The 25,874-nt window shown below is 65.2% G+C and carries 23 protein-coding genes; 4 read left to right on the forward strand and 19 right to left on the reverse strand.

Going from position 1 to position 25,874, the window contains the following annotated elements; all coding sequences use genetic code 11:
* Positions 1-5: 5 nt before the first annotated feature.
* Together ACNHKD_RS06800 and ACNHKD_RS06805 are read right to left on the reverse strand one after the other, a co-directional pair.
* On the reverse strand, positions 6-569 hold the full coding sequence (locus ACNHKD_RS06800) for a methylated-DNA--[protein]-cysteine S-methyltransferase (protein WP_442756317.1): 564 nt from the start codon (positions 567-569) through the stop codon (positions 6-8).
* Between the two features lie 123 nt (positions 570-692).
* Positions 693-1,064 (reverse strand): DUF779 domain-containing protein, encoded by a 372-nt coding sequence (locus ACNHKD_RS06805; protein ID WP_442756318.1) that lies wholly within the window; start codon positions 1,062-1,064, stop codon positions 693-695.
* 237 nt (positions 1,065-1,301) lie between these two features.
* Here ACNHKD_RS06805 and ACNHKD_RS06810 point away from each other — a divergent pair, with 237 nt between their 5' ends.
* Positions 1,302-2,243 (forward strand): IS110 family transposase, encoded by a 942-nt coding sequence (locus tag ACNHKD_RS06810; protein WP_442753623.1) that lies wholly within the window; start codon positions 1,302-1,304, stop codon positions 2,241-2,243.
* A 167-nt stretch (positions 2,244-2,410) separates the two neighbouring features.
* On the opposite strand, the gene adh is transcribed toward ACNHKD_RS06810, so the two are convergent.
* From adh to rph, 3 genes are all read right to left on the reverse strand, one after another.
* Positions 2,411-3,928, reverse strand: coding sequence for an aldehyde dehydrogenase (adh, locus tag ACNHKD_RS06815; protein WP_442756319.1), 1,518 nt, complete (start codon positions 3,926-3,928; stop codon positions 2,411-2,413).
* 368 nt (positions 3,929-4,296) lie between these two features.
* Positions 4,297-4,926, reverse strand: a complete 630-nt coding sequence (gene rdgB / locus ACNHKD_RS06820; protein ID WP_442756320.1) for an RdgB/HAM1 family non-canonical purine NTP pyrophosphatase — start codon at positions 4,924-4,926, stop codon at positions 4,297-4,299.
* Positions 4,927-5,968: 1,042 nt separating this feature from the next.
* The gene (gene rph / locus ACNHKD_RS06825) at positions 5,969-6,682 is read right to left on the reverse strand and encodes a ribonuclease PH (protein WP_442756321.1); all 714 of its coding nucleotides are present in this window, start codon (positions 6,680-6,682) and stop codon (positions 5,969-5,971) included.
* A 220-nt stretch (positions 6,683-6,902) separates the two neighbouring features.
* Between rph and ACNHKD_RS06830 the strand changes: the two genes are divergently transcribed.
* The gene (locus ACNHKD_RS06830; protein WP_442756322.1) at positions 6,903-8,981 is read left to right on the forward strand and encodes an elongation factor G; all 2,079 of its coding nucleotides are present in this window, start codon (positions 6,903-6,905) and stop codon (positions 8,979-8,981) included.
* A gap of 47 nt (positions 8,982-9,028) precedes the next feature.
* Here ACNHKD_RS06830 and ACNHKD_RS06835 read toward each other — a convergent pair whose 3' ends face one another.
* The 5 genes from ACNHKD_RS06835 to ACNHKD_RS06855 all read right to left on the reverse strand — a co-directional run bounded on the left by ACNHKD_RS06835 (position 9,029) and on the right by ACNHKD_RS06855 (position 13,597).
* Positions 9,029-9,649 carry a hypothetical protein gene (locus ACNHKD_RS06835; protein WP_442756323.1) on the reverse strand — a complete coding sequence of 207 codons (621 nt, stop codon included), beginning with the start codon at positions 9,647-9,649 and terminating at the stop codon, positions 9,029-9,031.
* A 104-nt stretch (positions 9,650-9,753) separates the two neighbouring features.
* A complete protein-coding gene (locus ACNHKD_RS06840; RefSeq protein ID WP_442756324.1) occupies positions 9,754-10,293 on the reverse strand; it encodes a L,D-transpeptidase in 540 nt (179 codons plus the stop codon).
* 106 nt (positions 10,294-10,399) lie between these two features.
* Positions 10,400-11,362: a lysylphosphatidylglycerol synthase transmembrane domain-containing protein gene (locus ACNHKD_RS06845; protein WP_442756325.1), complete on the reverse strand. Its 963-nt coding sequence runs from the start codon at positions 11,360-11,362 to the stop codon at positions 10,400-10,402.
* A gap of 215 nt (positions 11,363-11,577) precedes the next feature.
* Positions 11,578-12,303: an acetoacetyl-CoA reductase gene (phbB, locus tag ACNHKD_RS06850; RefSeq protein WP_442756326.1), complete on the reverse strand. Its 726-nt coding sequence runs from the start codon at positions 12,301-12,303 to the stop codon at positions 11,578-11,580.
* Positions 12,304-12,421: 118 nt separating this feature from the next.
* Positions 12,422-13,597, reverse strand: a complete 1,176-nt coding sequence (locus ACNHKD_RS06855; RefSeq protein WP_442756327.1) for an acetyl-CoA C-acetyltransferase — start codon at positions 13,595-13,597, stop codon at positions 12,422-12,424.
* A gap of 246 nt (positions 13,598-13,843) precedes the next feature.
* On the opposite strand from ACNHKD_RS06855, the gene phaR reads away from it, so the two are divergent.
* Positions 13,844-14,470 carry a polyhydroxyalkanoate synthesis repressor PhaR gene (gene phaR, locus ACNHKD_RS06860; RefSeq protein ID WP_442756328.1) on the forward strand — a complete coding sequence of 209 codons (627 nt, stop codon included), beginning with the start codon at positions 13,844-13,846 and terminating at the stop codon, positions 14,468-14,470.
* A gap of 210 nt (positions 14,471-14,680) precedes the next feature.
* Here phaR and ACNHKD_RS06865 read toward each other — a convergent pair whose 3' ends face one another.
* From ACNHKD_RS06865 to ACNHKD_RS06875, 3 genes are all read right to left on the reverse strand, one after another.
* Positions 14,681-14,884 carry a CopG family ribbon-helix-helix protein gene (locus ACNHKD_RS06865; protein ID WP_442756329.1) on the reverse strand — a complete coding sequence of 68 codons (204 nt, stop codon included), beginning with the start codon at positions 14,882-14,884 and terminating at the stop codon, positions 14,681-14,683.
* Positions 14,885-14,974: 90 nt separating this feature from the next.
* Positions 14,975-16,072 (reverse strand): redox-regulated ATPase YchF, encoded by a 1,098-nt coding sequence (gene ychF / locus ACNHKD_RS06870; RefSeq protein WP_442756330.1) that lies wholly within the window; start codon positions 16,070-16,072, stop codon positions 14,975-14,977.
* 114 nt (positions 16,073-16,186) lie between these two features.
* The gene (locus ACNHKD_RS06875) at positions 16,187-17,947 is read right to left on the reverse strand and encodes a di-heme-cytochrome C peroxidase (protein WP_442756331.1); all 1,761 of its coding nucleotides are present in this window, start codon (positions 17,945-17,947) and stop codon (positions 16,187-16,189) included.
* A gap of 288 nt (positions 17,948-18,235) precedes the next feature.
* On the opposite strand from ACNHKD_RS06875, the gene ACNHKD_RS06880 reads away from it, so the two are divergent.
* Positions 18,236-19,525: a L,D-transpeptidase family protein gene (locus ACNHKD_RS06880; protein WP_442756332.1), complete on the forward strand. Its 1,290-nt coding sequence runs from the start codon at positions 18,236-18,238 to the stop codon at positions 19,523-19,525.
* Positions 19,526-19,560: 35 nt separating this feature from the next.
* Here ACNHKD_RS06880 and ACNHKD_RS06885 read toward each other — a convergent pair whose 3' ends face one another.
* From ACNHKD_RS06885 to ACNHKD_RS06910, 6 genes are all read right to left on the reverse strand, one after another.
* On the reverse strand, positions 19,561-20,340 hold the full coding sequence (locus ACNHKD_RS06885) for an ABC transporter permease (protein WP_442756333.1): 780 nt from the start codon (positions 20,338-20,340) through the stop codon (positions 19,561-19,563).
* The gene (locus ACNHKD_RS06890) at positions 20,337-21,095 is read right to left on the reverse strand and encodes an ABC transporter ATP-binding protein (RefSeq protein WP_442756334.1); all 759 of its coding nucleotides are present in this window, start codon (positions 21,093-21,095) and stop codon (positions 20,337-20,339) included. Before ACNHKD_RS06890 ends, ACNHKD_RS06885 begins: the two co-directional genes overlap by 4 nt.
* 98 nt (positions 21,096-21,193) lie before the next feature.
* Positions 21,194-22,183: an ABC transporter substrate-binding protein gene (locus ACNHKD_RS06895; protein WP_442756335.1), complete on the reverse strand. Its 990-nt coding sequence runs from the start codon at positions 22,181-22,183 to the stop codon at positions 21,194-21,196.
* Between the two features lie 48 nt (positions 22,184-22,231).
* Positions 22,232-23,563, reverse strand: coding sequence for a TldD/PmbA family protein (locus ACNHKD_RS06900; RefSeq protein WP_442756336.1), 1,332 nt, complete (start codon positions 23,561-23,563; stop codon positions 22,232-22,234).
* Between the two features lie 4 nt (positions 23,564-23,567).
* Positions 23,568-25,109: a TldD/PmbA family protein gene (locus ACNHKD_RS06905; RefSeq protein ID WP_442756337.1), complete on the reverse strand. Its 1,542-nt coding sequence runs from the start codon at positions 25,107-25,109 to the stop codon at positions 23,568-23,570.
* Between the two features lie 18 nt (positions 25,110-25,127).
* Entirely contained in the window at positions 25,128-25,865 is a 738-nt protein-coding gene (locus ACNHKD_RS06910) for an RluA family pseudouridine synthase (protein WP_442756338.1), read from the reverse strand.
* Positions 25,866-25,874 lie beyond the last annotated feature (9 nt).

Raw genomic sequence — 25,874 nt, forward strand, 5'->3', positions numbered from 1 at the left:
GGCGATCAGTCCGGAACCGCGACGCCTTCTCGCGCGAGCAGGGCGCGCTTGCGCTCGACGCCGCCGCGATAGCCGGAGAGCGCGCCGTCGCTGCGCAGCACGCGATGGCAGGGGATAGCGATGGCGACCGGGTTCGCCGCGCAGGCGCCGGCGACCGCGCGCGTCGCCGCCGGCGCGCCGATGGCTTTCGCGACGTCGGCGTAGCTCGCCGTTTGACCCGGCGGAATGGCGCGCAGCGCCTCCCAGACGCGGCGCTGGAACGGCGTGCCGCGCGCGTCGATCGGGAAGGAGACCGGCGAGCCGGGCGCTTCGATCAGTGCAAGGGCGGCGGCGGCGAGGTTGTCTCTGTCGTCATCCGCCTCGACGAGCGTGGCCTTGCGAAATCGGGCGCGCAGCTCGTCGCGCAATTGTTCGGCGGCGTCGCCGAACCAGAGCGAGCAGACGCCCTTGTCGCTGGTCGCGACCAATGCGAGGCCGAGGCTGCATGTGCGGACATGATAGCGTATCGCGTCGAACTTCCGCGGCGCGACGTTTCCGGCCGATCTTTCGGCGGCATGCGTTGCGGTCATGGGAGCCTCTTTGAAGTCCTGCAACATGTCTGGTTCTCCTGGAAACTTGCGACAGGCCAGCGAGACGTTAGGTTATTTCAACAATGCGTCAACAATAGAAAACTTGCTTTGTAGAGTGCAGCCTCATCGTACAAGCGCCGCAAGCTCTTCGTCCGAAAAAAGGCGCGAACGCGTCAGGAATCGGCTGCCGGTTCCATTATCGAGCGAGAACATGCCGCCCTGGCCGGGGACGACATCGATGATGAGTTGCGTGTGCTTCCAGTAATCGAATTGCGCCGCGCCGATGAAGAAGGGCGCCCCGCCGATTTCACCGAGCTTCACATCATTGTCGCCGACAAGGAAATCGCCTTGCGGATAGCACATGGGCGCGGAGCCGTCGCAGCAGCCTCCGGACTGGTGGAAGATGACGGGGCCGTGCTCTTGGGTCAGGCGCGCGACGAGATCGAGCGCGGCGGGCGTGGCGGCGACTCTTTGTGGAATTGTAACGGGTTCCAAGGCCCCCTCCCTGTTACTCTCCGGGCAACGCCCATACTCCCTCTTGTATCTGCCTATCAACGGATTTGTGAGATTCAAGCGACCTGCGTCGGGAGGGATGGCCATCCCTCCCGACGCGCGGCGATGTCGCCCGCCCACCCTTTGGCTACAACCGTCGGGGAGCCTGGGATCGTCGCCGCAGCTGCGCACGACCGAACAGTCGCTTGATTTGCAATCGCACGCACAAGGCAGGTTACCGTGGCAAAGATCATTTGTGGAGTTGACGTTTCCAAGGCGCGCCTCGACGTCTTCGTCGCTGGGCCCAACGTCGCCGCCGCCTTCGACAACACCGCCGAGGGCGTCGACGCGCTCGCCGGCTTCTGCCGAGAGCACGGCGTCGCGCTCGTCGCCATGGAGGCCACCGGCGGCCTCGAAAAGCTCGCCTTTCTCCTGCTCTGGAAAAGCGGCCTACCTTGCGCGCGCGTCAATCCCCGCCAGGTTCGCGACTTCGCCAAGGCGGCCGGCGCGCTGGAGAAGACCGACGCGATCGACGCCCGCCTCATCGCCGGCGCCGCCCGCGCCCTCAACATCGTCGAGACAAAGCCGCCCAGCGACGCCCAGCAGCGTCTCGAGGCGCTGACCACGCGTCTCTCGCAGATCGTCGCCGACCTCGTCACGCAAAAGCAGCGCCGCCATACGACAAGCGACGCTCTCGCGCGCGGCAGCATCGAGGCCGTCATCGCCTTCCTCGATGCGGAGGCCCGCCGCTTCGAGAAGGAGATCGCCGCCGAAATCGAAAAGGATCCGCTCTGGGCGCGCCTCGACGCCGCCCTGCGCAGCGTCAAGGGCGTCGCCGACCGCACTGTCGCCCGCCTCCTCGCCGAGCTCCCGGAGATCGGCGTCTATTCCAACAAGGCGATCGTTAAGCTCGCCGGCCTCGCCCCCATCGCCAACGACAGCGGCGCCCGCAGGGGCAATCGCCACATCCGCGGCGGACGCGCCCGCGTTCGCTCCATCCTCTTCCTCGTCGCCGGCATCGCAATGCGCTTCGACGAGAAGCTCAAGGCTTTCCACAACGCCCTCATCCAGAAGGGAAAACCCAAAATGGTCGCCCGAATCGCCCTCGCCCGAAAACTTCTCGTCATCCTCAACGCAAGAGCAAGAGAAGCCAGGGACGCTTTCCCTCCAGTCCATCCTTGACAGACCAGATAGTCGCTCCCCGCTTGCGGGGAGAGGGCAGGGGTGAGGGGCAGGCGACGGCACGCATGTTGGGTCTTGAGCGACGTTGTTCACTTGTGTCAGTCGCTTCCGTGGCTTTGCCCCTCACCCTAACCCTCTCCCCGCAAGCGGGGAGAGGGGACGACCCCTCAGAAGAATCCCAGCTTCTTGGGGCTGTAGCTCACCAGCATGTTCTTCGTCTGCTGATAGTGATCGAGCATCATCTTGTGATTTTCGCGCCCGATGCCCGACTGCTTATAGCCGCCGAAGGCCGCATGCGCCGGATAGGCGTGGTAGCAGTTCGTCCACACGCGCCCCGCCTGGATCGCGCGGCCGAAGCGGTAGCAGCGATTGATGTCGCGGCTCCACACGCCGGCGCCCAGCCCGTAGAGCGTGTCATTGGCGATGTGCAGGGCTTCCTCGTCGTCCTTGAAGGTCGTCACCGACACGACGGGGCCGAAGATTTCCTCCTGGAAGACGCGCATGCGGTTGTGACCTTCAAGCACGGTGGGCTTCACATAGAAGCCGCCAGCGAGGTCGCCTTCGAGCGTATTGCGCTCGCCGCCGGCAAGCACCTTGGCGCCCTCCTGCTTGCCGATATCGATATAGGTGAGGATCTTTTCGAGCTGCTCGGATGAGGCCTGCGCGCCGATCATCGTTTCGGGATCAAGCGGATTGCCCTGCTTGATCGCGGCGACGCGCTTCAGCGCGCGCTCGATGAAGCGGTCGTAGATCTTTTCGTGAATGAGCGCGCGGCTCGGGCAGGTGCAGACCTCGCCCTGGTTGAGCGCGAACATCACGAAGCCTTCGACCGCCTTGTCGAGATAGTCGTCGTCCTCGCGCGCGACGTCCTCGAAGAAGATGTTGGGCGACTTGCCGCCGAGCTCCAGCGTCACCGGGATGAGCGTCTGGCTGGCGTATTGCATGATCAGGCGGCCCGTCGTCGTCTCGCCGGTGAAGGCGATCTTGGCGATGCGGTTCGAGGAGGCGAGCGGCTTGCCGGCCTCGAGGCCGAAACCGTTGACGATGTTGAGCACGCCCTTGGGCAGAAGATCGCCGATAACCTCCGCCCAGACGAGAATGCTCGCGGGCGTCTGCTCGGCGGGCTTCAGCACCACGCAATTGCCGGCGGCGAGCGCTGGCGCGAGCTTCCACGCCGCCATCAGCAGCGGGAAATTCCAGGGGATGATCTGGCCGACGACGCCGAGCGGCTCATGGAAGTGATAGGCCACGGTGTCATGGTCGATCTCGGAAATGCCGCCTTCCTGCGCGCGCACGGCGCCGGCGAAATAGCGGAAGTGGTCGATGGCGAGCGGAACGTCGGCGGCGAGCGTCTCGCGGATCGGCTTGCCATTGTCCCAGGTCTCGGCCGTCGCGAGCAGCGCGAGGTTCTCCTCCATGCGGTCGGCGATCTTGTTGAGGATGCGCGCGCGCTCGCTCGTGCTGGTCTTGCCCCAGGCGTCCTTGGCGGCGTGCGCGGCGTCGAGCGCGGCCTCGACGTCGTCCTTGTCGGAGCGGGCGATCTCGCAGACCTTCCGGCCGGTGACGGGCGAGATGTTGTCGAAGGCGCGGCCAGACTTCGCGTCGGCCCATTCGCCATTGATGAAATTGCCGTAGCGCGCCTCGAAGGGCGGCTTTGCGGCGACGAAAGTCTCGTGCTTGGTCATGGGGGCGCTTCCTCGGGTTTCCTCGGCGGAGCGCGCTGTCGCGCTTCTCGTTTGTCGGAAGATAGTAACGCACAGGCCCGCGCCAAGAGAAAGAGGCGCAGACGGCGGCGCTCCCCGGAATGGGCGGCTTGAGTTTGGGCTTGTCGAGGGGCGCGACGGATGGGCGCCGAGCTCATTTGCGCGAGCGGAGGAGTGACGCAATCAGCGGTTTCGACTTCCGCTTCCGCCCTGTCATGGCTGGGCTTGTCCCGGCTCTCCACGCAGCGCAGCGTCTTGGATGGCGCATGCGCTCCAGCACAGCACGCCCGCGCGTCGGGCATGACGGCGGGAGCGTTGCGGTCGTCGCAGCGACGAGTCGCGGGTAAACGCTAATCGAGACACGCCTTCGCCAGCGCCTGGAAGGCGCGCGCCCGATGCGAGAGCGCGCGCGAGCCGTCGCCGGGCAGCGCATGCTTTTCGGCCGACATCATCTCGCCGAAGGTCTTGTCAAGTTCGTCGGGCTTGAAGATGGGGTCGTAACCAAAACCCTTGTCGCCCCGGGGCGGGAAGACCAGCACGCCGTCGACGCGGCCTTCGAATTCCTCCGTACGGCCATCGGGCCACACAACCGCGAGCGCGCAGGTGAAATTGGCGCGGAAAGGCGGCGTCGCGCCGCGCTCTTCCAATCTTTTTCGCACGAGTTCGCAGGCCGCCTTGAAATCCCTGTTTTCGCCCGCCCAACGCGCGGAATATACGCCCGGCGCGCCGTCGAGGGCGTCGACGCAGAGGCCGGAATCGTCTGCGAAAGCGGGAAGCCGCGCAGCCATTGCGGCGGAGCGGGCCTTGAGCAGCGCATTGCCGGCGAAGGTCGTCTCGGTTTCCTCCGGCTCCGGCAGGCCGAGATCGCCCGCTGAAACGGCGTCGACGCCATGTGGCGCGAGGAGCTGCTGAAGCTCCCACAGCTTGCCGGGATTGTGCGTTGCGATGACGAGCTTGCCGTGGATCTTGCGGTGGGTCATGAGGGCGATTGTCGTAGGCCTCCAGAAAACGTGCACTCCTTCTCCCGCTTGCGGGAGAACGCAGTCCCGCGAAGCGGGGCTGGATGAGGGCGCTTTCAGCGGCCTCAACCTTGACGGATGATCCAGAATACCGCCGGGGACGTTCGCGTTGCAAGGGAGGCGAAAGGGGTAGGGCGATCGGGTGAACGCTGGGCGTGAGCGAATCCCTCCCCTTTACGGGGTCGGGTGGGGTAAAGCTCCATCAATGTAATGGCGGCGCGAACCCCACCCGGCGGTCTTCGACCGCCGACCTCCCCGTAAAGGGGAGGTATTGGGCGGCTAATGTCCGAAATTGTCGTTCACCCGATCGCCCTACAAAACGGGGCGAGTATGCTTGAGGGCGGCTTGCTTGAACGACCGGGGTCATCCCTGACAGAAACGCGCCCGCAAAAACTTATCCCCACTCCCCCAAACCTCCTTCATCCTGCCCCCGCCTCGTCACCTAAGGGGCGTCGTCATGGCCGGCGGCGCGGCGGGGTCGGTCAAGCGTCTGCCGAGGCCTTTCGGCGGGCGTGGGCGGGTCGTCGGTCGGGCTCCCCTGGCAGGGGGCGCGTGAGAAATCGCGCGAAAAAAGCTGGGCCTTAATGTTCTCTCCAGCCTGTCGCGGGGCCTTCTGAAAAGGAAGCCCGCGCTCGAGGGAAGGCGGCATAGGAAAACTGCAGGACATAAATTGCCTGCGGCGTTCGAGCGCGCGCTCGTCCGGCGGTGAACGCCGGGCGGGAAAGAAGCGGTCCTGTCAGGGACCGTGCCCGGGAGCGAGGTTCTCCGCAGGGAAAGGTGCGCGTCATAAAGACCGTGTCCGGGACGCTTTGGCTCCGGTGCGCATAAAACCATTACACCTCGGCCGAACGGGGCCGGGGCGTCCCGGACCTCCCTTCATGCCTCGCGCTGGAACCTGGCGGCGGGGCGCTTCGTGTTGGCTTCCTGATTGAGGGCTTTCTTGAGATTCATGCCGCTCGCGCGCCCGGCGCCTTCCCTCTCGAATACGCCTTCGGGAAGAGCGTCAGCCCAACGCCGCCTTTTGCAGCGCAACGAGATCGGACACGCCCTTCTGCGCGAGCGCCAGCATGGCGGAGAGTTCGTCGGGCGAGAAGACGGCGACCTCCGCCGTGGCCTGAATCTCGACGAGTCCGCCAGAACCGGTGATCACGAAATTCGCGTCGGTCTGCGCGGTCGAATCCTCGGCGTAATCGAGATCGATGACCGGGGCGCCGTTGAAGATGCCGCAGGAGACGGCCGCCACATGGTCGCGCAGCGGGTTCTCCTTGATGATGGAGCGCGAGCGCATCCATTCGAAACAATCGCGCAAGGCGATCCAGGCGCCGGTGATGGAGGCCGTGCGCGTGCCGCCATCCGCCTGGATCACGTCGCAGTCGAGCACGATCTGGCGTTCGCCGATCGCGGGCAGATTGGTCACGGCGCGCAGCGAGCGGCCGATCAGGCGCTGGATTTCCTGCGTGCGTCCGGAAAGCTTGCCGGCCGAGGATTCGCGGCGCGTGCGCGTATGCGTCGCGCGCGGCAGCATCGAATATTCCGCGGTGACCCAGCCGCGTCCCTGGCCGCGCAGCCATGGCGGCGGTTTGTCTTCCAAAGTTGCGGCGCACAATACATGCGTATTTCCGAACTTCACGAGGCATGAGCCTTCGGCGTAGCGGGCGACGCCACGCTCGAAACTCACCGGGCGCATCTCGTCGGGCGCGCGCTTGCTGGGACGCATTCTCTCTGGCTCCTGCGAAAGTCGATTGCGCTTCTAGCGTGGTTTGCCCATGCGGGGAAGCCTTGGGCGGATGCGTGGCGGCGCCGGGCCGGGCTTCTGCCTGCGTGACGCCAGGCCGCATGGCGGCGCGGCGCGGTTTATTCTTGCGCGAGGAAGAACATGGTGGGACCATGACGCGACGAAGTCCCAATAAGAGGCAGCGTTACATAGGGAGGATAGAATGGGTGACACGACCTTCTCCCACGAAGCGAGAGCGCGCGGTCCGCGCCTGATCGCGCTGGCCGGTCCCTTCCAATGCGGCAAGACAACTCTTCTCGAAGCGATCCTCGCCCATGCAGGCGCCATCCCGAAACAGGGATCGGTCGTCGACGGCGCGAGCGTCGGCGATGCGAGCCCCGAGGCGCGCGCTCACAGGATGAGCGTCGAGGCCAATGTCGCGACCGTCGACTACATGGGCGATCGCTATACGTTCATCGATCTTCCCGGCTCCGTCGAATTCGCGCATGACGCGAAGAACGTTCTTCCCGCCGTCGACGCCGCGATCGTCGTCTGCGAGGCGGACGAGCGCAAGATTCCCGCGCTGCAACTGACGCTGCGCCAGTTGGAGGAGCTCGGCGTTCCGCATCTTCTGTTCCTGAACAAGATCGACGCGGCGTCGATCGACATGCGGTCCGCGCTGTCGATTTTGCAGCCTGCATCGCGCACGCCGCTTCTGCTGCGGCAGATCCCGATCTGGAACAACGGCGTCGCGGTGGGCTTCATCGATCTCGCGCTGGAGCGCGCCTATGTCTATCGCGAGCACGCGCCCTCCGAGGTGATCGAGATTCCGCAGGGCGAAGCCGCGCTGGAGAAGGAAGCGCGCTACTCCATGCTGGAGCGCCTCGCCGATTACGACGACGCGCTGATGGAGGAGCTGATTTCCGACATCGAGCCGCCGCGCGATCAGGTTTTCGACGATCTCACCAAGGAGCTGCGCGCCGGGCTGGTCGCGCCGGTCTTCATCGGCTCGGCGGAACGCGGCGCGGGCGTCACGCGCCTGTTGAAGGCGCTGCGTCACGAAGCGCCTGGGGTCGCGGAGACGCGGGCGCGCCTCGGGATCGCCGAAAGCGGGCCGCCGCTCGCGCGCATTCTGCGCACGATTCACACGTCGCATGGCGGCAAGCTTTCCGTCGCCCGGGTGCTGCGCGGCGCAATCGCGGACGGACAGACGGTCGTCTCCGCTCACGGCGAGGATCGCGTCTCCGGGCTGTCGCGCTTGATGGGCGCCAGCATATCGAAGACGAACGACGCCAGGGACGGCGACGTCGTCGCGCTCGGGCGCCTCGAACATGCGCATACGGGCGACGCGGTCGTGGCGGACGGGAAGGCCGACGGCGCCAGGCTCGTCACCCGCGCGCCGATCCCGGATCCTGTCCACGCGCTGGCCCTTGCCGTGAAGGACCGCAAGGACGAGATGCGCCTCGCGGCGGCGATGGCGAAGCTCGTTGAGGAAGACCCTTCGCTCGTCTTCGTGCATGACCAGGAGATGTCCCAGATCAAGCTCTACGGGCAGGGCGAGATGCATTTGCGCGTCGCGCTGGAGCGGCTGCAATCGCGCTTCGGCGTCGCGGTGGACGTGTCGAAGCCCACCGTCGCCTATCGCGAGACGATCCGCCACAAGGTGACGGTGCGCGGGCGCCACAAGAAGCAGTCGGGCGGCCACGGCCAGTTCGGCGACGTGGTGCTGGAAGTCGCGCCGCGCGGACGCGGCGAGGGGTTCGCCTTCGCCGAGCGCGTGCATGGCGGCGCAGTGCCGAAGCAGTATTTCTCCTCCGTCGAGGCCGGTTGCCAGGACGCCATGACGCATGGTCCGCTCGGCTTCCCCGTGGTGGATGTCGAGGCCGTGCTGACGGACGGCTCATACCATACGGTCGACTCCTCCGACATGGCCTTCCGCACGGCGGCGCGCATCGGCATGAGCGAGGCGCTGGGGAAGGCCGAGCCGATCCTGCTGGAGCCGATCCTCGCCGTCGACATATTCGTGCCGAACGACGCCATGTCGCGCGCGACGGGGCTCGTCTCCGGGCGACGCGGGCAGATCATGGGCTTCGGCCCGCGCGAAGGCTGGGAAGGCTGGGACAAGCTCGAGGCGCTGATCCCGGAAGCCGAGATGGACAATCTCATCGTCGAGCTGCGCTCGGCGACGGCGGGCGCGGGTTTCTTCCAGGCGCGTTTCGACCATCTCGCCGAAGTCGTCGGCAAGCAGGCGCGCGACATTGTCGCCGCGCATGCGGGCCAACCAGCCCGGCTCGCAGGATAGGGGGCGGGGCCGGAAACGAACAGGTCGCAGCGCCGGGCCCGGCTTAATCAGGCTTCGGCGCCGCGCCATCTGTTCATCACAAGATGGACGGGCGTGAACAGCGCAAGCGGCAGTCCGAGCATCAAGAGCGTCAGCCACGCCCATGGGGGCATCCATGTCTGCGGCGCGGCGTCGCTCGGGCCAAAGACGTAGTCGACATTGACCGGCGTGAGGCCGGCGTCCGGCCGCGGGCCGGGCAGGAAGAAATAGGAGACGAGCATCAGCCCCCAGGCCAGCGCCGTCCAGGAGAGGAGCGCCCGGCGGTCATAGCCGAGGCGCCAGACGAGATAGACGAGCAGAAAGGGAAGCCAGCCGTGAAAGAGCGACAGGCCGCGCAGCAGCGGCGGCGTCGCCGGGTTGAACATGTAATCGGTCATGCCCGTGAGATGGAAGCCGGACAGGTTCAGCCCGAAATCCGCGACCCAGAGTATCTGCGGGGCGAGGATGCCGACGGCCGGCATGGAGACGAGAAGCGGGCTCTCCAGCCAGACGCCGACAAGCGTCAGCAGCAGCGCCATGTCGCAGAAATAAAGAAAATTGGTTGGGTCGTAATTCCACCAGTAGACGGGGATCAACAGCGCCATGAAGGCGGTGAAGGCCAGCTTGAGCGACAGCGGGACGCGGGACATCGAACAGCTCCGTGAACGATATTCATGAACGATGTTCTAAACGGAATCCGCCGACATGTCGATAGGCGCCGGCGACGATGGTTGACGCTTCCCGACAAGGCCTTTTACGGCGTCATCACCACGGTGGCGCCGACGGCGACGCGGTCATAGAGGTCGACAATGTCCTCGTTCAGCATGCGGATGCAGCCGTAAGACGCCGCGGAGCCGATCGAGGCGCGCATCTTCTGCGTCGTGCCGTGAATGGCGACCTGCCCTTCGCTCAGCGTCATGGCGCGGACGCCCATGGGATTGTTCGGCGCGCCGCCGGGGATCACCTCGGGCAGTTCGGGATGGTCGTGCTTCACGTCTTCCGGCGGCGTCCAGTCGGGCGCGACATATTTGGCGTTGATCTGGACGACGCCCGACCATTCCTTGCCGGCCTTCGGGACCGCGACCTTGTATTCGATGGCGTCGTCCTGATCGACGATCAGGTAGAGCCGGCGTTCATGTTCGCTGACCAGGATCGTGCCGGGCGCCAGGTCGGAATGATAATGCACGAAGGCGCGGGCTTCCGCCGCTTGCGGCAGGGAGGCGGCGCCGATCATCGCGGCGGCGCCGAAAAAGAAGATGGAAGCGAATTTCCTGGCGGCGGGAAGGCGGTTCATTTCACGCTCCGATTTCGATGTCTTGTTGAGCGCGTTTTTAGGAACGACCGGCTTCCAATTCCGTGCGGCGGCGCACGAGGCGTTTAAGGCGGCGCGCGAAACGCCGTCACATCGACCGCGTCTTCAACTGTCGCAGAAACATCGATCCGAGAAAGACGACGACGATGATCGTATGCGGCGCGGTGATGGAAAGATGATAGGCGAGGGCGGCTGAGATCGCTCGCTCCTTCTGAACGCCGAGCGCGCTGGTCAGATAGCCGACGATCCCCGCTTCGAAAATGCCGAGGCCGGCGGGGCTCGTTGGAACGGCGATCGCCAGCGCGCCAATAACCAGCAACGTCATGGCGTCGAGAAAGCCGAACTGCACTCCCGGCAGAACGGAACGAAACAGAAGCAGGACGAGACAGACATTTGTCGTCCATATCAATGTCGTGAAAAGCGCGGCTCTGGAGGCGTTCTGTTTTTCGAGCGAGGATTCCGCCTGCTCGAAGAAGATCTTCATGCGAGCCCGCGCCAAAAAGCGCCATTCGGATGGATGCGGGATCGCGCCGCGCCGCCTCAGCCAGACGATCAGCGCGCCGCAGCCAATGAGGAGCAGCGCCAGCGCGAAGATGGTCGGACGTCCGAGGACGATGAACGTCGCTTTTGACGTGGAGCCGACTGTCGCAGCCAGGATGAGGATGGCCGAAAGATCGTAAAGCTTCTCCATCACGATCGCGGCGCCGAGGCCGCCGACGGGGCAGCCGAAATATGTAGCGCCGAAATAAATCTTCACGCCTTCGCCGATGCGAAATGGGATGAGGCTGTTGAAGGTGAACCCGATATTGGCGATGAGGAAGCAGGGAAGCGTTTTGGCGCGCAATATGGCCGCGAGGCGTAGCCCGTAAAAGGATAGAACGCACAAATTCATCGCCATCGCGAGAAAAATCGCGCTCGGCGCAATCTGTCGGAACTCGGTCAGAAGTTCTTTGTAGCTGACGTTTTCATAGAGCCAGTACGCCACATATGCGAAAAAGCCCGCGTTGAGTGCGGCCGCGAGGGGCCGGCCGCGCCGCGCCGCGTTTTTCATAAGGGCTTTTGTATATTGCGGCGGCGCCGGGGTCATGCGAGAAAACCCTCGAAAGCGGAAAGTCAAGACTAATTGTATCCAGCGTCGCACGCAGGAGCCAACGTCCCCAATAAAATGGCCGGCGCATCGGCCGGCCATTTCCCGCGGATTTCGCGAATGATGGATCGCGCTGCGTTTGGCGGAATCGCCTGAACGCAGGCGGCGCGCGCCGCGCTCTAGGTCAGATATTGGCCGCCATTGATGGTCAGCGTCGAACCCGTGATGAATCCCGCGTCGTCCGAGGCCAGGAACACGACCGCGCGCGCGATCTCTTCCGGCTCGCCGAGACGGCCGACGGCGATATAGGGGAGGATGTGCTTGTCGAGCACGTCCTGCGGAACGGCCTTCACCATCTCGGTGGCGATATAGCCCGGCGCGATCGCGTTGACGGTGATGCCCTTGGAGGCGGACTCCTGCGCCAGCGCCTTCACGAAGCCAATGTCGCCGGCCTTGGAGGCGGAGTAGTTGGTCTGACCCGCCTGGCCCTTCTGGCCGTTGATCGACGAGATGACGATGATGCGGCCGAAGCCGCGGTCGCGCATGCCGTTGATGACCGGGCGCGTGACGTTGAACAGCGAGTTCAGATTGGTGTTGATCACCGCCTGCCACTGCGCCAGCTCCATCTTGTGGAACAGGCGGTCCTTCGTGATGCCGGCGTTGTTGACCAGCACCTCGACCGGACCGAGATCCTTCTCGATGGCGGCGACGCCCGCTGCGCAGGCGTCGTAATCGGAAACGTCGAACTTGTAGACCGGAATGCCCGTCTCCGCCTTGAACTTGTTGGCGGCCTCGTCATTGCCGGCATAGGTCGCGGCGACATTGTAGCCGGCGGCCTTCAGCGCCTTGGAAATCGCCTCGCCAATGCCGCGGGTGCCGCCCGTGACAACTGCAACTCTTGCCATAATGGGTGTCTCCTCTGTTTCCGGTCCTAAAGAAAATCCGGCGCTGGACCGCGAGCCTTTGGGCTCGCATGTCGACAGCGCCGGGAAAAAGCGAGCCTGAAAGGCTCGCGGTCCGTTCTTACCGCTCGACGGTCAGCGCGATGCCCATGCCGCCGCCGATGCAGAGCGTGGCGAGGCCCTTCTTGGCGTTGCGGCGGCCCATCTCATGGAGCAGGGTGACGAGCACGCGCGCGCCTGAGGCGCCGATCGGGTGGCCAATGGCGATGGCGCCGCCATTCACGTTCACCTTCGCGAGATCCCAGCCCATGTCCTTGTTGACCGCGATGGCCTGAGCCGCAAAGGCCTCGTTCGCCTCGATGAGGTCGAGATCGGCGATCTTCCAGCCGGCCTTCTCCAGCGCCTTGCGCGACGCCGGGATCGGGCCCGAACCCATCACGGACGGATCGACGCCGGCGGTCGCCCAGGAAGCGATGCGGGCGAGGGGCGTCAGGCCGCGCTTGGCCGCTTCGGCGGCGGACATGACGACGAGCGCCGCGGCGCCGTCATTGATGCCCGAGGCGTTCGCCGCCGTCACCGTGCCGTCCTTGCTGAAGGCGGGCTTCAGCTTGGCGACGCCGTCGAGGGTCACGCCGTGCTTGACGTATTCGTCGCTGTCCACGACCACGTCGCCCTTCCGGGTCGAGATGGTGTAGGGGACGATCTCGTCCTTGAACTTGCCGGCCTTCTGGGCGGCTTCCGCCTTGTTCTGCGAGGCGACGGCGAAAGCGTCCTGCTCCTCGCGCGTGATCTGCCACTTCTTGGCGACGTTCTCGGCCGTGATGCCCATGTGGTAGTTGTTGAAGGCGTCGGTGAGGCCGTCCATGATCATCGTGTCGATGAACTTGACGTCGCCCATCTTGGTGCCGGCGCGCAGATGGGAGGCGTGGGTCGAGAGCGACATGGACTCCTGGCCGCCCGCGACGACGATCTGGGCGTCGCCGGCGTGGATCTGCTGGGCGGCGAGCGCCACGGCGCGCAGGCCTGAGCCGCAGACCTGATTGACGCCGAAAGCGGTGGCGCTGTCCGGCACGCCCGCCTTGATGGCGGCCTGCCGGGCGGGGTTCTGGCCGTGAGCCGCGGTCAGAACCTGGCCGAGAATGACTTCGCAGACATCCTTGGAGTCGACCTTGGCGCGCTCAAGAGCGGCCTTGACAGCAGCGGCGCCGAGCTCGTGGGCCGGAACCGTGGCGAAGGCTCCGTTGAACGATCCAACGGCGGTGCGCGCCGCGGAAACGATCACGATATCGGTCGTCATATCTGTCTCCCTTTAAGATTGGTCGGGCTCTGCAAGCCCCGTAAGCGCCCGGCCGGGGCGGATGTGGTTGAGCACTTCGCGCTTGCGTTCGTCAAGCCGCGGCCCGTTTTGCACGGATTTGAGGGTGAGCGAAAGGCTCTGACGAGGAAAATATTGCCGCAGGCGCCAAAATGCGTCTATCGTCAACCGGCTGGGCTTGACCTTTTTTTAGGCTGCCCGGACGGCGAGGGGAGCACTGTCAGGCGTATGGCGACCGAGAAGAAACCGACCACCATCAAAAAATACGCCAACCGTCGTTTGTACGACACGGGAACAAGCACTTACGTCACCCTCGAAGACCTTGCCGCCATGGTGAAGCGGGGGGAGGATTTTGTCGTCTGCGACGCCAAGACCGGCGAGGACATCACCCGCCCGGTTCTCACCCAGATCATCTTCGAGCAGGAGGGCAAGGACGGCCAGAGCCTGCTGCCGATCGCCTTCCTGCGCCAGCTCATCCGCTTCTACGGCGACTCGATGCAGATGCTCGTGCCGAGCTATCTGGAGTTCTCCATCGACAAGCTCACCAAGGAGCAGCAGAAGTTCCGCGAACAGATCTCCTCGGCCTTGCCCGCCGGCCCCTTCACCGAACCCACCCGCGCCGCCTTCCAGGCGATGGAGGAGCAGGCCCGCAAGAACATGGCCGTGTTCCGCCAGGCGCTGACCATGTTCAACCCCTTCGGCCTGCCGACCGAGGGCGTGAGCGGGACGACCGGGCCGTCGCTGGACGAGCATGAGGGCGTGGCGCCTGTCGCCAAGGAGGGCGGCGACGTGGCGGAGCTGAAGAAGCAGCTCGACGAGCTGAACAAGCGGATCGATAATTTGTCGAAGGGGTGAGGAAGGCGCGGGCATCGCTTTTTCTATAAATCATCCGGCCATTTTTGAGCCGTGTGGATGATCGTCAGGATTTCGCCGGCAAGCCCGCAGTCGCGGAGCTGATTCGGGCGACGACGCGGGACGCCGACTGAGGGCTGTCCTTGGTGATATAGACGCCGATCTGTTCAAGGCGCCTGAGCGCACGCCGGGTCCAGACAATGTTGCGCAAGCTCATGAAGTGCGGGCGGCGAACCTGGCCATGATCCGTGCGACGTCCTCGGGAGAAGCGAAATCCCCCGCCTCTGCATCCGCGAGGCCCGCCTCTATCTCGCGAACGCGCCATTCTTCCAGCCTGACGAAGTCTTCGATCGCCTGAGTTGCTACCAACGCAGGCGAGCGGTCGAGCTTCTTCGCCAGAAGGTCGAGTTTGCTCAAGGTCTCGTCGGGCAGTTGGGGGGTATTGACGTCATCGGGGCTAGCTCCTGGGGAGCAAATATTCGCTCGCGGCTTCCGCCCGTCAATACGTCACGTATTGAACCTGAAATGCATTACATCCCCATCCGAGACCACATATTCCTTCCCCTCCAGCCGTAGCCGTCCGGCGTCCCGTGCGCCAGCTTCGCCCTTGTTGGCGACGTAGTCGTCATAGGCGATCGTCTCGGCGCGGATGAAGCCCTTTTCGAAATCCGTGTGGATCACGCCCGCCGCCGCCGGGGCGCGGGTGCCTTTCTCGATCGTCCAGGCGCGCGCTTCCTTGGGGCCGACGGTGAAATAGGTGATGAGGCGCAAGAGCTCGTAGCCGGCGCGGATGACGCGGTTGAGGCCGGGCTCGGTCAGGCCGACGGCCTCCAGAAAATCCTTCTGCTCCTCAGGCGGCATCACGGCGATTTCGCTCTCGATCTTGGCCGACACCACGACCGAAGCCGCGCCCTCTTCCCTGGCGCGCGCCGCGACCCTGGCCGAGTTGCCGTTGCCCTCGGCTGCGGACTCTTCCTCGACATTGCAGACATAAAGGACGGGCTTGGACGACAGGAGCCCCAGCCCCTCGAAGGTCTTGCGCTCTTCCTCGGAGACCTGCGCCATGCGCGCGGGCTTGCCCTCGCGCAGCAGCGCGAGGCAGCGATTCATGAGGTCGACCTGCTCTTTCGCCTCCTTGTCGCCGCCCTTGGCCTTCTTTTCGAGCGCGACGACGCGCTTTTCGAGACTTTCGAGGTCCGCGAGCATCAGCTCGGTCTCGATCGTCTCGATGTCGCGGATCGGATCGACGCCGCCCTCGACATGGGTGACGTCGCCATCCTCAAAGCAGCGCACGACATGGGCGATGGCGTCGCATTCGCGGATATTGGCGAGAAACTGGTTGCCGAGCCCCTCGCCCTTGGAGGCGCCGCGTACGAGGCCGGCAATGTCCACGAAAGTGAGCTGGGTGGGGATGATCTGCTTGGAGCCCGCGATCTCGGACAACTTATCCAGGCGCGGATCGGGCACCGCCACCGCGCCGACATTGGGCTCGATGGTGCAGAAGGGATAATTCGCGGCTTGCGCCGCAGCGGTCTGCGTGAGCGCGTTGAAGAGGGTCGATTTGCCGACGTTCGGCAGACCGACAATGCCGCATTTGAAGCCCATATCCGTCCCGCTTGTCTGGAGAATGTCTTGCTGGCGCGGGGTATGCGGGGCGGCGGCGCAAAAGGCAAGGGGCGCCCGAAGCGCCCCCGCATTTTCCCTAACGTCTGAAGAGCCTCAGAGGCTCTTCAGATATTCCAGCAGCGCCCGCTTCTCCTCCGGAGTGAGCTTGGTCCCGAATTCGTGGCCGCAACGGCTGTTGCCGGAGCTGCGATTCGAGCAGTCATCCGCCGTGTAGGTGGAGCTGAGTCCGGGCTGGTCCTTGGCGAGGCCGACCTTCTCGATGTCATAGGCCGGGCCGACCTTGAAGGAGGCGGGGCGTTCGGCGGCGGGTTTCAGCAGGTCTTCCAACGTCGGCACCGAGCCGTTGTGGAGATAGGGCGCGGCCGCCCAGACGCCGTTCATCACGCGCGATTCATAAGCGAAGGCGGGCGCCTGTTCAGGCTTCCGATAAACGCTCTTCAGCGCCTGGCTCAGCTTTGCGACGACCGCCGATCTGAGCGCCTCGGGCCGCGCCGGCTTGACCGGCAGGCAGTCGTCGACGATCGGCTGGAAAACGTCGAGGCCGAAATGTAGCGGCGCCTCCAGGATCGAACCGATAACGGAGAGGCCGAGGATGGAGATGATTTTGTCGGTCTTCTCCAGCGGCTGGTTGACGCCCGGCAGGAAGGCGATCGACGCGCCTTCCAGCACGCCGGTGTCGGCCTCTCGCCCGAGCACCGAATATTCCTTCGAGTCGGTGCCCACGTCCTGTATCGGCGTCAACCAGGTGCTGGGATTGCAGACGCGCGCCGCGCCCGCCTTGATCTCGTGGCATCCCTTCGCGCAGCCGCCGTTCCTCGGGTCGCGGTGGAAAATTTCGTCGCCCTTCCGGACCAGTTCCGCGTTCAGGGCGAAGGGCCATTTCGGCGGCGCGATTTGCTTCAACAGGATTTCAAGCTGTTGCAGGCCTGCGTAGTTGAGCGAGGAGTCGTTGAGAAAGTTGACGACGTTCGGCAGGAAAGTCTTGGTCGGGCGGTAGACGCCGAAAACGCCATAGACCTCGCCGACATTTCGCGCGAGCCCGAGAATGTCGTCGCCATTCTTGGCGAAGCCCGGCCATTGCGTGGTGTCCTGGATCGGCGCGTTCCAGACGAAGGGATAGCGCACCGGCGCATCCGCATGCGCGATGTTCTTTTGGATGATGCGGTTCGGCGGCTCGCCAATGTCGAGGCCGGCGACCCGGTTGAAGATCATGGACACGGCGTCCGCGCGGCCGACGCCCCAGCCTGGCGTGACAAGCGATCCGCTCATGATCGCATGATAGGGTTTGAACCAGGCCTCGACGTCCTGCCGCAGCTCCTTGCGGCCTTCGTCGCCATTTACATTGAGCGCCTTGGCGAAGGCGTCAAAGGCCGCGTCGTTGTGCAGCACGCTGTCGACCGACTTGTCGATGTCCGCGAGCAGCGACTGGAAGTCGGTGAGAGCCGGGCCGCCGTCGATGCGCCACGAGACGCCCTGAGCCTCGATCTGGCGCGTATGGCAGGCCGAGCAGGTCATGCTAAGGGTTCTGACGCCATTCTCGGTCGCGGTCAGAAACCCGACAGGCAGCCCGGGGGTGGGGCTGTCCGGATTCGGGAGATAGCCGTAGCGGGCCATGCTGTCGTCGAGGAAGCCCGAGCCGTCCGGGCGCTTGAGCGCCTTGAACCAGGCGAAGGGAATGATGCGCGCGCCCTGGTCCCGCGTATAGAAGTCGAGGCGGTTCGCCGGCGTCCATTTGTCGCCTTGGTTCGCATATCTTACTTCCGCAGCGGACGGGACTGTCGAAGCCAGGGAGATAAGTGAAGCCGCGGCGAGCGAGACGAGCGACGACGATATGAATCGATTGGATTCCAACATGGCGTTCTCCCAATTGAATCGGAAATATTTTTGCGCAAGAGACCACAAAATCCCGTCGCTCGCAATTGCAGATCGCGTGCAAAACGCATGTCATTGCATGCAAATTTCGCTCGAATTGAGTTGACCATCTCCGCATCGCGGTCGAAAAGCGGCGGAAACGCATTTGCGCGCGAGGCTACGCGCTGGAGAAACGGCTCGAACATGGCGACCGACAGAATGACGAGGAGCGCGCGTTCGATCCGCGCGAGTCTTTGCAAAGGTCTTGGCGCAAGTCTTGGCGCGGGATTGATGGCCAGCGCGCTGGCGGTCGCGAGCCCTTCGCAGGCGCAAAACGCGCCCGCCGCCGCGTCGCCAACATCGGCGCCCGCCCCTGCGACTCCAGCGCCCGCGCCGGCCCCCGCGCCCGCCGAACAGGCGGCGCCGACGCCGGCCGCCGACGCTCCCGCGCCGAAGCCGAAACCCAAGCCCCGCCCGCCGGCCCCGCCGCGCGAGACGGCGCTCTCCGACGATCCCACCCCGGTTCTCCAGCCCGAGACTTTTTTCACGACGTCGAAGGCCTCGGAGCGTTATGCGCAGATCGTCGATCTCGGCGGCTGGCCGACAGTCGGCGTCGCGCTGAAACCGGGCGCAAAAGGGCCGGCGGTCGCGGCGCTGCGCCGGCGCCTCGCGGCGGAGGACGACGCGCTTTCCGACACGCGCAAGCAGGCATGGGACAATGAGCTGACGGCCGCCGTGAAGCGCTTCCAGTTCCGCATGGGGCTGAAGCAGACGGGCGTCGTCGCGGGCGCCACGCTGAAAGCGCTCGACATTCCCGCCAATGTCCGCTTCCGGCAGCTCGCCTCCAGCGCGCAGCGCCTTGCGGGCCTCGATTTCCCCTTCGGCGACCGCTACATCGTGGTGAACATCCCCTCGACCGCCGTCGACGCCGTCGAGAACGACCGCGTCGTCCGCCGCTATGTCGCCATTGTCGGCGATCCCGAACATCATTCGCCGGAAGTGCAGGCGAAGGTCGTCGCCGTCAACATCAATCCGACATGGACCGTGCCGACCTCCATCATCAAAAACGAGATCGCGCCGAAGATGCTCGCCGATTCCGGCTATCTCGCGCGCCAGCACATCCGCGTGTTGAACAACAAGGGCGAAGAGGTCGATCCGCGCTCGATCAACTGGGCGAGCGAGAAGGCGATGAACTACACGCTGCGCCAGGACTCTGGCGCGGGCAATTCGCTCGGATCGATCCGCATCTCCATGCCCAATCCGCATTCCGTCTATATGCACGATACGCCGTCGCGCAATCTCTTCGCCAACGACTACCGCTTCCTCTCGCATGGCTGCGTGCGCGTGCAGGGCGTCGTCGATCTCGCGGCCTGGATTCTCGACGGCGCGAGCGGGCCTTCAGTCGCAAAAGAACAGATCAACGCAAAGATCGCGAGCGGCGAGCGCGAGGAGGTTAAGCTCGCCAAGCCCGTGCCAGTGGTGTGGGTTTATATGACGGGCTGGGCGTCGGCAGATGGCGTAGTGCATTTCCGGGATGACGTTTATCACCTCGACGAGGTGGGAGGCGACGCGGGGCAGTAGGGACGCCTCCCGCTCCCCGCTTGGCGGGGAAAGCTCTACTTCCCATGCTCCCGCGCGCTTTCGTGCCAGCCGCGCAGCAGGTAATGGGACAATCCCGCAAGCGCCGCATAGATCGCAAGCCCCGTCGCCGAGATCAAAGCGAGCGCCGCGAACATGCGGGCGATGTCCAGCCGAAAGCCCGCCTCCACGATGCGATAGGCGAGGCCCGTTCCCTGGCCTGAGGCGCCGGCGGCCAGCTCCGCGACGATGGCGCCGATAAGCGACAGGCCGCCGCCGATGCGCAACCCCGTGAGGAATTGCGGCAATGCCGCCGGCAGGCGCAGATAGACGAGCTTCTGCCAGGCCGAGGCGCGGTAAAGCTCGAAGAGATCGCGCAAGGCGTGATCCACGGAGGCGAGGCCGAGCGCCGTATTCGACAGGATCGGGAAGAAGGCCACGAGAAAGGCGCAGACCAGCACTGCATTTTCAGGCCGCATATAGACGAGCAGCAGCGGCGCGATGGCGATGATCGGGGTCACCTGCAAAACGATGGCGAAAGGCAGCAGCGCCCGCTCCAGCCATTTGGATCGCGCCAGCAGCAGGGCGAGCGCGACGCCGCAGACGGCGGCGACGAGAAGCGCCTTCAGCGTCACGCCGAGCGTGACAAGGAGCGACGAGAAGAGAAGCTCGCGATCCTCGATCAGCTTCGTGAAGATCGCGCTGGGCGCCGGCAGCACATAAGGCGGGATGGCCTTCCATGCGACGATCCATTCCCAAAAGCCCAGCGCGGCGGCGAAGACGGCGAGCGGGATCGCGATGTCGCGTAGTTTAATCACGCGGCTTCTCCTGTCGCCTCGCGCAGCGCGCGGGAGGCGCGACGGCAGATGTTCGAGAAGGCCTCGCTCAGGCGAAACTCCGCGTCGCGCGGCAATTCCGAGTCGATCTCGATCTCGTCGACGATGCGCCCGCGCGGCTTCGACATGACGACGATGCGCGTCGAAAGAAAGGCGCTTTCATAGATCGAATGCGTGACGAAGACGATCGTCGCGCCGAGATCGCGTTTCAGCGCGACGAGATCGTCATTGAGCCTGAAGCGCGTCACTTCGTCGAGCGCGGCGAAGGGCTCGTCCATCAGAATGAGCGAGGGCTTCGTCACCAGCGCGCGGGCGATGGCGCAGCGCATCTTCATGCCGCCGGAGAGTTCACGGGGCAGCGCGTTCGCGAAGTCGGCGAGACCCACGCGCGCGAGCGCCTCCATGATGCGTGGCTGCGCCTTGGCGCGGCTCACGCCGGCGAGGCGTAGCGGCAGATAGACATTGTCGAACACGCTCGCCCAGGGCAGCAGCGTCGGATCCTGGAAGACGACGCCGAGATTCTTGCGCGCCATCGGGTCGGCCCATGTAATGGCGCCGGCGCTCGGCTTGGCGAGGCCGGCGATAAGCCGCAGCACGGTCGATTTGCCGCAACCTGAAGGGCCAAGGAGCGTCAGCGTCTCGCCCTCGCGCACGTCGAGATCAAGCCCTGCGAGCGCCGTGACGCCGTTGGGGAAGGTCTTGGAGACGGCGTGCAGGGAGAGGCAGGGAATGGCCATGGGCGTCTCTCCAGGTCATCGTAAGGAGCGAAGCGACGAAGCAATCCGGAGCCGTGACGCGGCCCCGGATTGCTTCGCTTCGCTCGCAATGACAATTGTCATCGCCGCAGCTCCATCCCGACCTTCTTGCCGATGAAGCGCAGCGTATAGCCTTTCCTGTAATCCAGCTCCGCCGGAACGACGCCCGCCTTCGCCATCTTATCGAAGAAGCTCTTCATGCGGGCATCGGTCATCGCGCCGACGCCCAATGTCAGGGCGTCGCCTGAATCGACAACGCCGCGCTCTTTCATCTTTGCGACCGAGAAAGCGAGCTGTCCGTCCGTCATCTCGGGGTTGTCGCGCTTGATGGCGGCGTTGGCGGCGGCGTTGTCGCCATAGAGGTAATTGTACCAGCCGAGGATGGAGGCGTCGACGAAGCGCTGAACGAGGTCCGGCTTTTTCTCGATCGTCTCGGCGCGCGTCTCGATCGTCGTCGAGTAGCTGTCATAACCGTAATCGGCGAGCAGAAAGACGTTCGGCGCGAAGCCGCCTTTCTGTTCGATCGCATAGGGCTCCGACGTCAGGATGCCTTCCTGCACGGATTTCCTGTCGGCAAGAAAGGGCGCGGCGTTGAAGCCGTAGGGTTTCGCCTTCTCGTCCTTGAAGCCGTATGTTTGCTTCAGCCATTGCCAGACCGATGCGCGGAAATCGCTGGCGATGAAGACAGTCGCTTTCGGCAAATCCTCAAAACGATCGAGCCCTTCGCTCGGATGCGACATGAAGACCGCGGGCTCGATCTGAAACATGCTCGCCACTGTGACGGTGGGCACGTTCTGCTGCACGGATTCGAACATCTGGATCGTGTTCGCGCCCATGGCGAAATCGACGCGGCCAGCGGCGAGGAGCAGGCGGGCGTTGATCTGCGGGCCGCCCTGCTGGATCGCGACGTCGAGGCCGTAACGGGCGTACGTGCCGTCCACGACCGCCTGATAGAAGCCGCCATGCTCGGCCTGCGCGCGCCAGTTCGTCGCGAACGTCACCCTGTCGAGCGCGGAGGCGGGCAGGGCCGGAAGTATGGTGAAGAAAGCGATAACAAGCCGAATGAACATGCTGCGGCGCTCCGTTGAAGCGCGCGCAGCATACACGAAATCGTGAGGCTAGATGCCGCTGGATTTGGACGAAAAGTGAAACCTCTCCGCCAGCATGGGAGGCGCCGCAGGGGCGCCGCCGCCGACCGCGCGCCAGACGCGCTCGGTTTTGCCGAGGGCGACGATGTTGGCGAAAAGCTCGCCCAGTCGCTGGTTGAAGCGCATATTGCGCACGGGCGCCGTCACGCGGCCATTCTTGATCAGGAAATTGCCGTCGCGCGTGAGGCCCGTGAGCAGCAGGCTTTTCGGCTCCACCATGTTTTCATACCAGATGCGCGTCACCAGCACGCCGCGCTTCACGGCGCGGATCATGTCGTCGAGCGAGGCGTCGCCGCCTTCGATGATGAAATTGCGCGCGAAGGGGATCGGCTCGGCATTGGTCTTTTGCGCCCATGAGCGCGAACGGTAGAGCGTCGAAACGACGCCTTTGTCGATAAAGGCGCGGGCGCGATGCGGCACGCCCTCCCAGCCCACGGCGCCCTCGGGCGCCAGCGGATTGGCGGGATCAATGCGGATGGTGAGCTTCTCGTCGAAGAGCTTCTCGCCGATCATGGTCCCGCCGCCCGGCCGCGCATAGAAGCTGCGGCCCTCGTCGGCCGCGCGCGCGTCCATGGCGCTCATCACCCAGGAGGCGAGTTCCGCCACGGCGACGGGTTCGAGGACGACCGTATAATCGCCCGGTTCGAGATCGACGGGCTCGACATCGTACGCCGCTTTCGCGCAGGCGCGCCTCGCGATCGCCTCCGCGTCGAGGCGTGCACTGAAGAATTCATGCGCGCCCGCCCAGCCGGACCATGTGTCGCTCTTGTTGCGCGCCGTGGCGGAGAGGTCGATTTCGCTGCGACGCTCATAGGCGAAAAGGCCGTTGCTTGTCGCAAGCGCCTCGAACCGCCGCGCGCCCGACGCGCAGCCGAAAGTGTCGACATTGCTGCGCCCGCCTTCCTCGATGACGCGCGCCGCCTGCGCGGCGAGCGCATCGAGCTTCAGCGAGGCGGCGTTGTCGTCATAGCGCGCGGAGGCGTCGTATTCCTGCGGGCCGAGCGGCGGGACATAATCGGGGTCCACGGGCAGCATCCGCGCGATCTCTTCCGATCGCGCGCGCGCGGCTTCGAGCGCGGCGCCGTCGAGATTGGCTGTGGCCACCGAACCGACGCGTCCCCCAATATGGGAGGAAATGCGCACGGCGGCGTCGGAAGTCGCGATGTTCGTCGTCGCGCCGCCGCGGGCGAAGCGCAGGCTGTAATCCTCGCCCCCGTCGATCTTCACCACGCAGGCGTCCGCCTCGGATCGTTCGAGGATTTTTTCCGCGATGGACTTGGCGTCGTCGGATGAAAGAAACATTCGCTCAGGCGCCGCCGCTCGTATTCAGCACCCGCACCTTGCGGAAGCGCGCAAGCGGCGCGCCATGCGAGACGGGCGCGACCTGCACGGGCTCCGCCTTGCCGCAGGTGAAAGTGCCGTCGAGATGGTAGGTCGAGACGTCGCCCAGCCCGTCGAGCGCGTTCCAGAAAGGAATTGTACGGCCCTGATAAGCCACGTCGCGCAGCATCTCCCCGAGCGCGCCGTTCCTGATCTCATAGAAGAGCTGGCCGCCGAACTGAAAATTGTCGCGCTGCTGATCGATGCTCCAGCTTCCCGCGCCGACGACATAGATCCCGTTCTCTATGCCGCCCGCGAGATCGTCGAGCGAGCATTTCTCCGGGTTCGGCGCGAGCGAAATGTTCGGCATGCGCTGAATGGGGAAGGAGGTGGGGCTGTCGGCGTAGGCGCAGCCGTTCGACGCGGAGAGGCCGATATAATGGGCCTGTCCCAGCGCCATCTGGAAATTCCTGAGGACGCCCTTTTCGACGATCCTGAATTCCGCCGCCGCGGCCGGCGCGCCGTCGTCGTCATAGCCGATGGTCGAGAGCGCGCCGGGCTGCGAGCGATCGGCGACGATGGTCATCAGCTCCGAGCCGAAGCGCAGATTGCCGAGCATGTCGGGCTTCACGAAGCTGGTGCCGGCGAAATTCGCCTCCCAGCCGAGCACGCGGTCGAGTTCGGTGGAATGGCCGACCGTCTCGTGAATCGTGAGCCAGAGATTGGTCGGGTCGATGATGAGGTCGTAATCGCCGGCGACGACAGGCCTGGCGTCGAGCTTTTCGCGCGCTTGCCGGCCGGCGAGCGACGCTTCTTCGAGCAGCCCGGCGCCCGTCACATATTCCCATCCGGCGCCGCGCGCGGGCGTCAGGCTGTCTCGCGAGGCCATGCGGCCGGCGGCGCGGTCGATCGCGGTCGCGGTGAAGCTCGGATGGACGCGCGTGCGCGTCTGCCAGACGCGGGCGCCGAAACTATTGGCGAAGAGCCGCTCCTCGCGGGCGATGGAGAGCGAGGCCGAACAGAAATCCGCGCCATTGTCGCGCGCCGTGGCCGATATGGCGAGCAGCAGGTCCGCCTTGTCCCGCGTCGGGATTGAGAAGGGATCGACGCCCATGGGCATGATCCATTCGGCCTCATGCGCGGGAAGCCTTTCCAGCGCGATCGGCCGTCCCTGGATCGGCTGCACGGCGCGGGCGTTTTCCAGCGCGCGCGCGGCGCCTTCGCTCACGCTCGCGGCGTCAAGGCGGCGGGCGCCGTAAAAGCCCCAGGAGCCGCCGAGCAGCACGCGCAGCCCGAAGCCGCGCGTGGAGCGCTCGTCGAAATGCTCCAGCCCGTCGTCCTTGGCGTAGGAATATTCCCGAAGCGTCTCGCCGAGGCGGATATCGGCATAGCTCGCGCCGCCGCGCCTGGCGGCTTCGAGCGCGAGGCTCGCAAGGTCGTCGAGCAGGGCCCGGTCGAGCGCGAAGCGTACGCTCGCCGCGGCGGAGCGTTCGGGCGCGTCCATGACGGGCGCAGTTTTCGGCGCCACTTGAGTTTCTCCGTGGATTCAGTCTGCTAATTTGAGCGCTTCAGGCGCGTTTGGCAAATCCGGCGCCACGGCGCCCTTGTCCTCCCGCCAACCGCAGGCGGCCATGGCCTCCAGCATATGCGCCGGCGCTGGCGCTTCCACGCGCACCGGCCCCTTGCTCTCCTGCATCGGGATCGCGATCGCGCGCGCATGGAGATGCAGCGGCGGCGAACCTTCCCTCCGGCCCGTGCCGTAAACGGGGTCGCCCAATATCGGCCAGCCCATCGCCTGCGCATGGACGCGAATCTGGTGCGTGCGGCCTGTATGCGGCGTGAATTCGATGAAGGCCAGCGGATTGTCCGGGGAGCGGCCGAGAACGCGCCAGCTCGTGCGCGAGGGCAGGCCCATCGGGTCCGGCTGCATCCACCAGCCGCGCGCCGCGTCGAGACGCCCGAGCGCCAGGTCGATCTCGCCTTCGTCCGCGTCCGGGCCGCCTTCGACGATGGCCCAGTAGGTCTTGGAGATCCGGCCCGATTTGAACAGCTTACCGAGCCGTTCGAGCGCCTTCCGGTGGCGGCCGAGCACGAGGCAGCCGGACGTGTCCTTGTCGAGGCGATGGGCGAGAGCGGGCGCGCGGGGCAGGCCGAAGCGCAACTGGTCGAAGGCGTCTTCGAGGCTCGGGCCGCCCTTGGGGCCGCGATGCACGGGGACGCCGGCCGGCTTGTCGATGACGAGCGTCAGCCCGTCGCGATGGAGGAGGCGGGAGAGGAGATCCATGCGGCGCTT

It is taken from the genome of Methylocystis sp. JAN1 (assembly GCF_052186135.1).
Lineage (GTDB): Bacteria > Pseudomonadota > Alphaproteobacteria > Rhizobiales > Beijerinckiaceae > Methylocystis.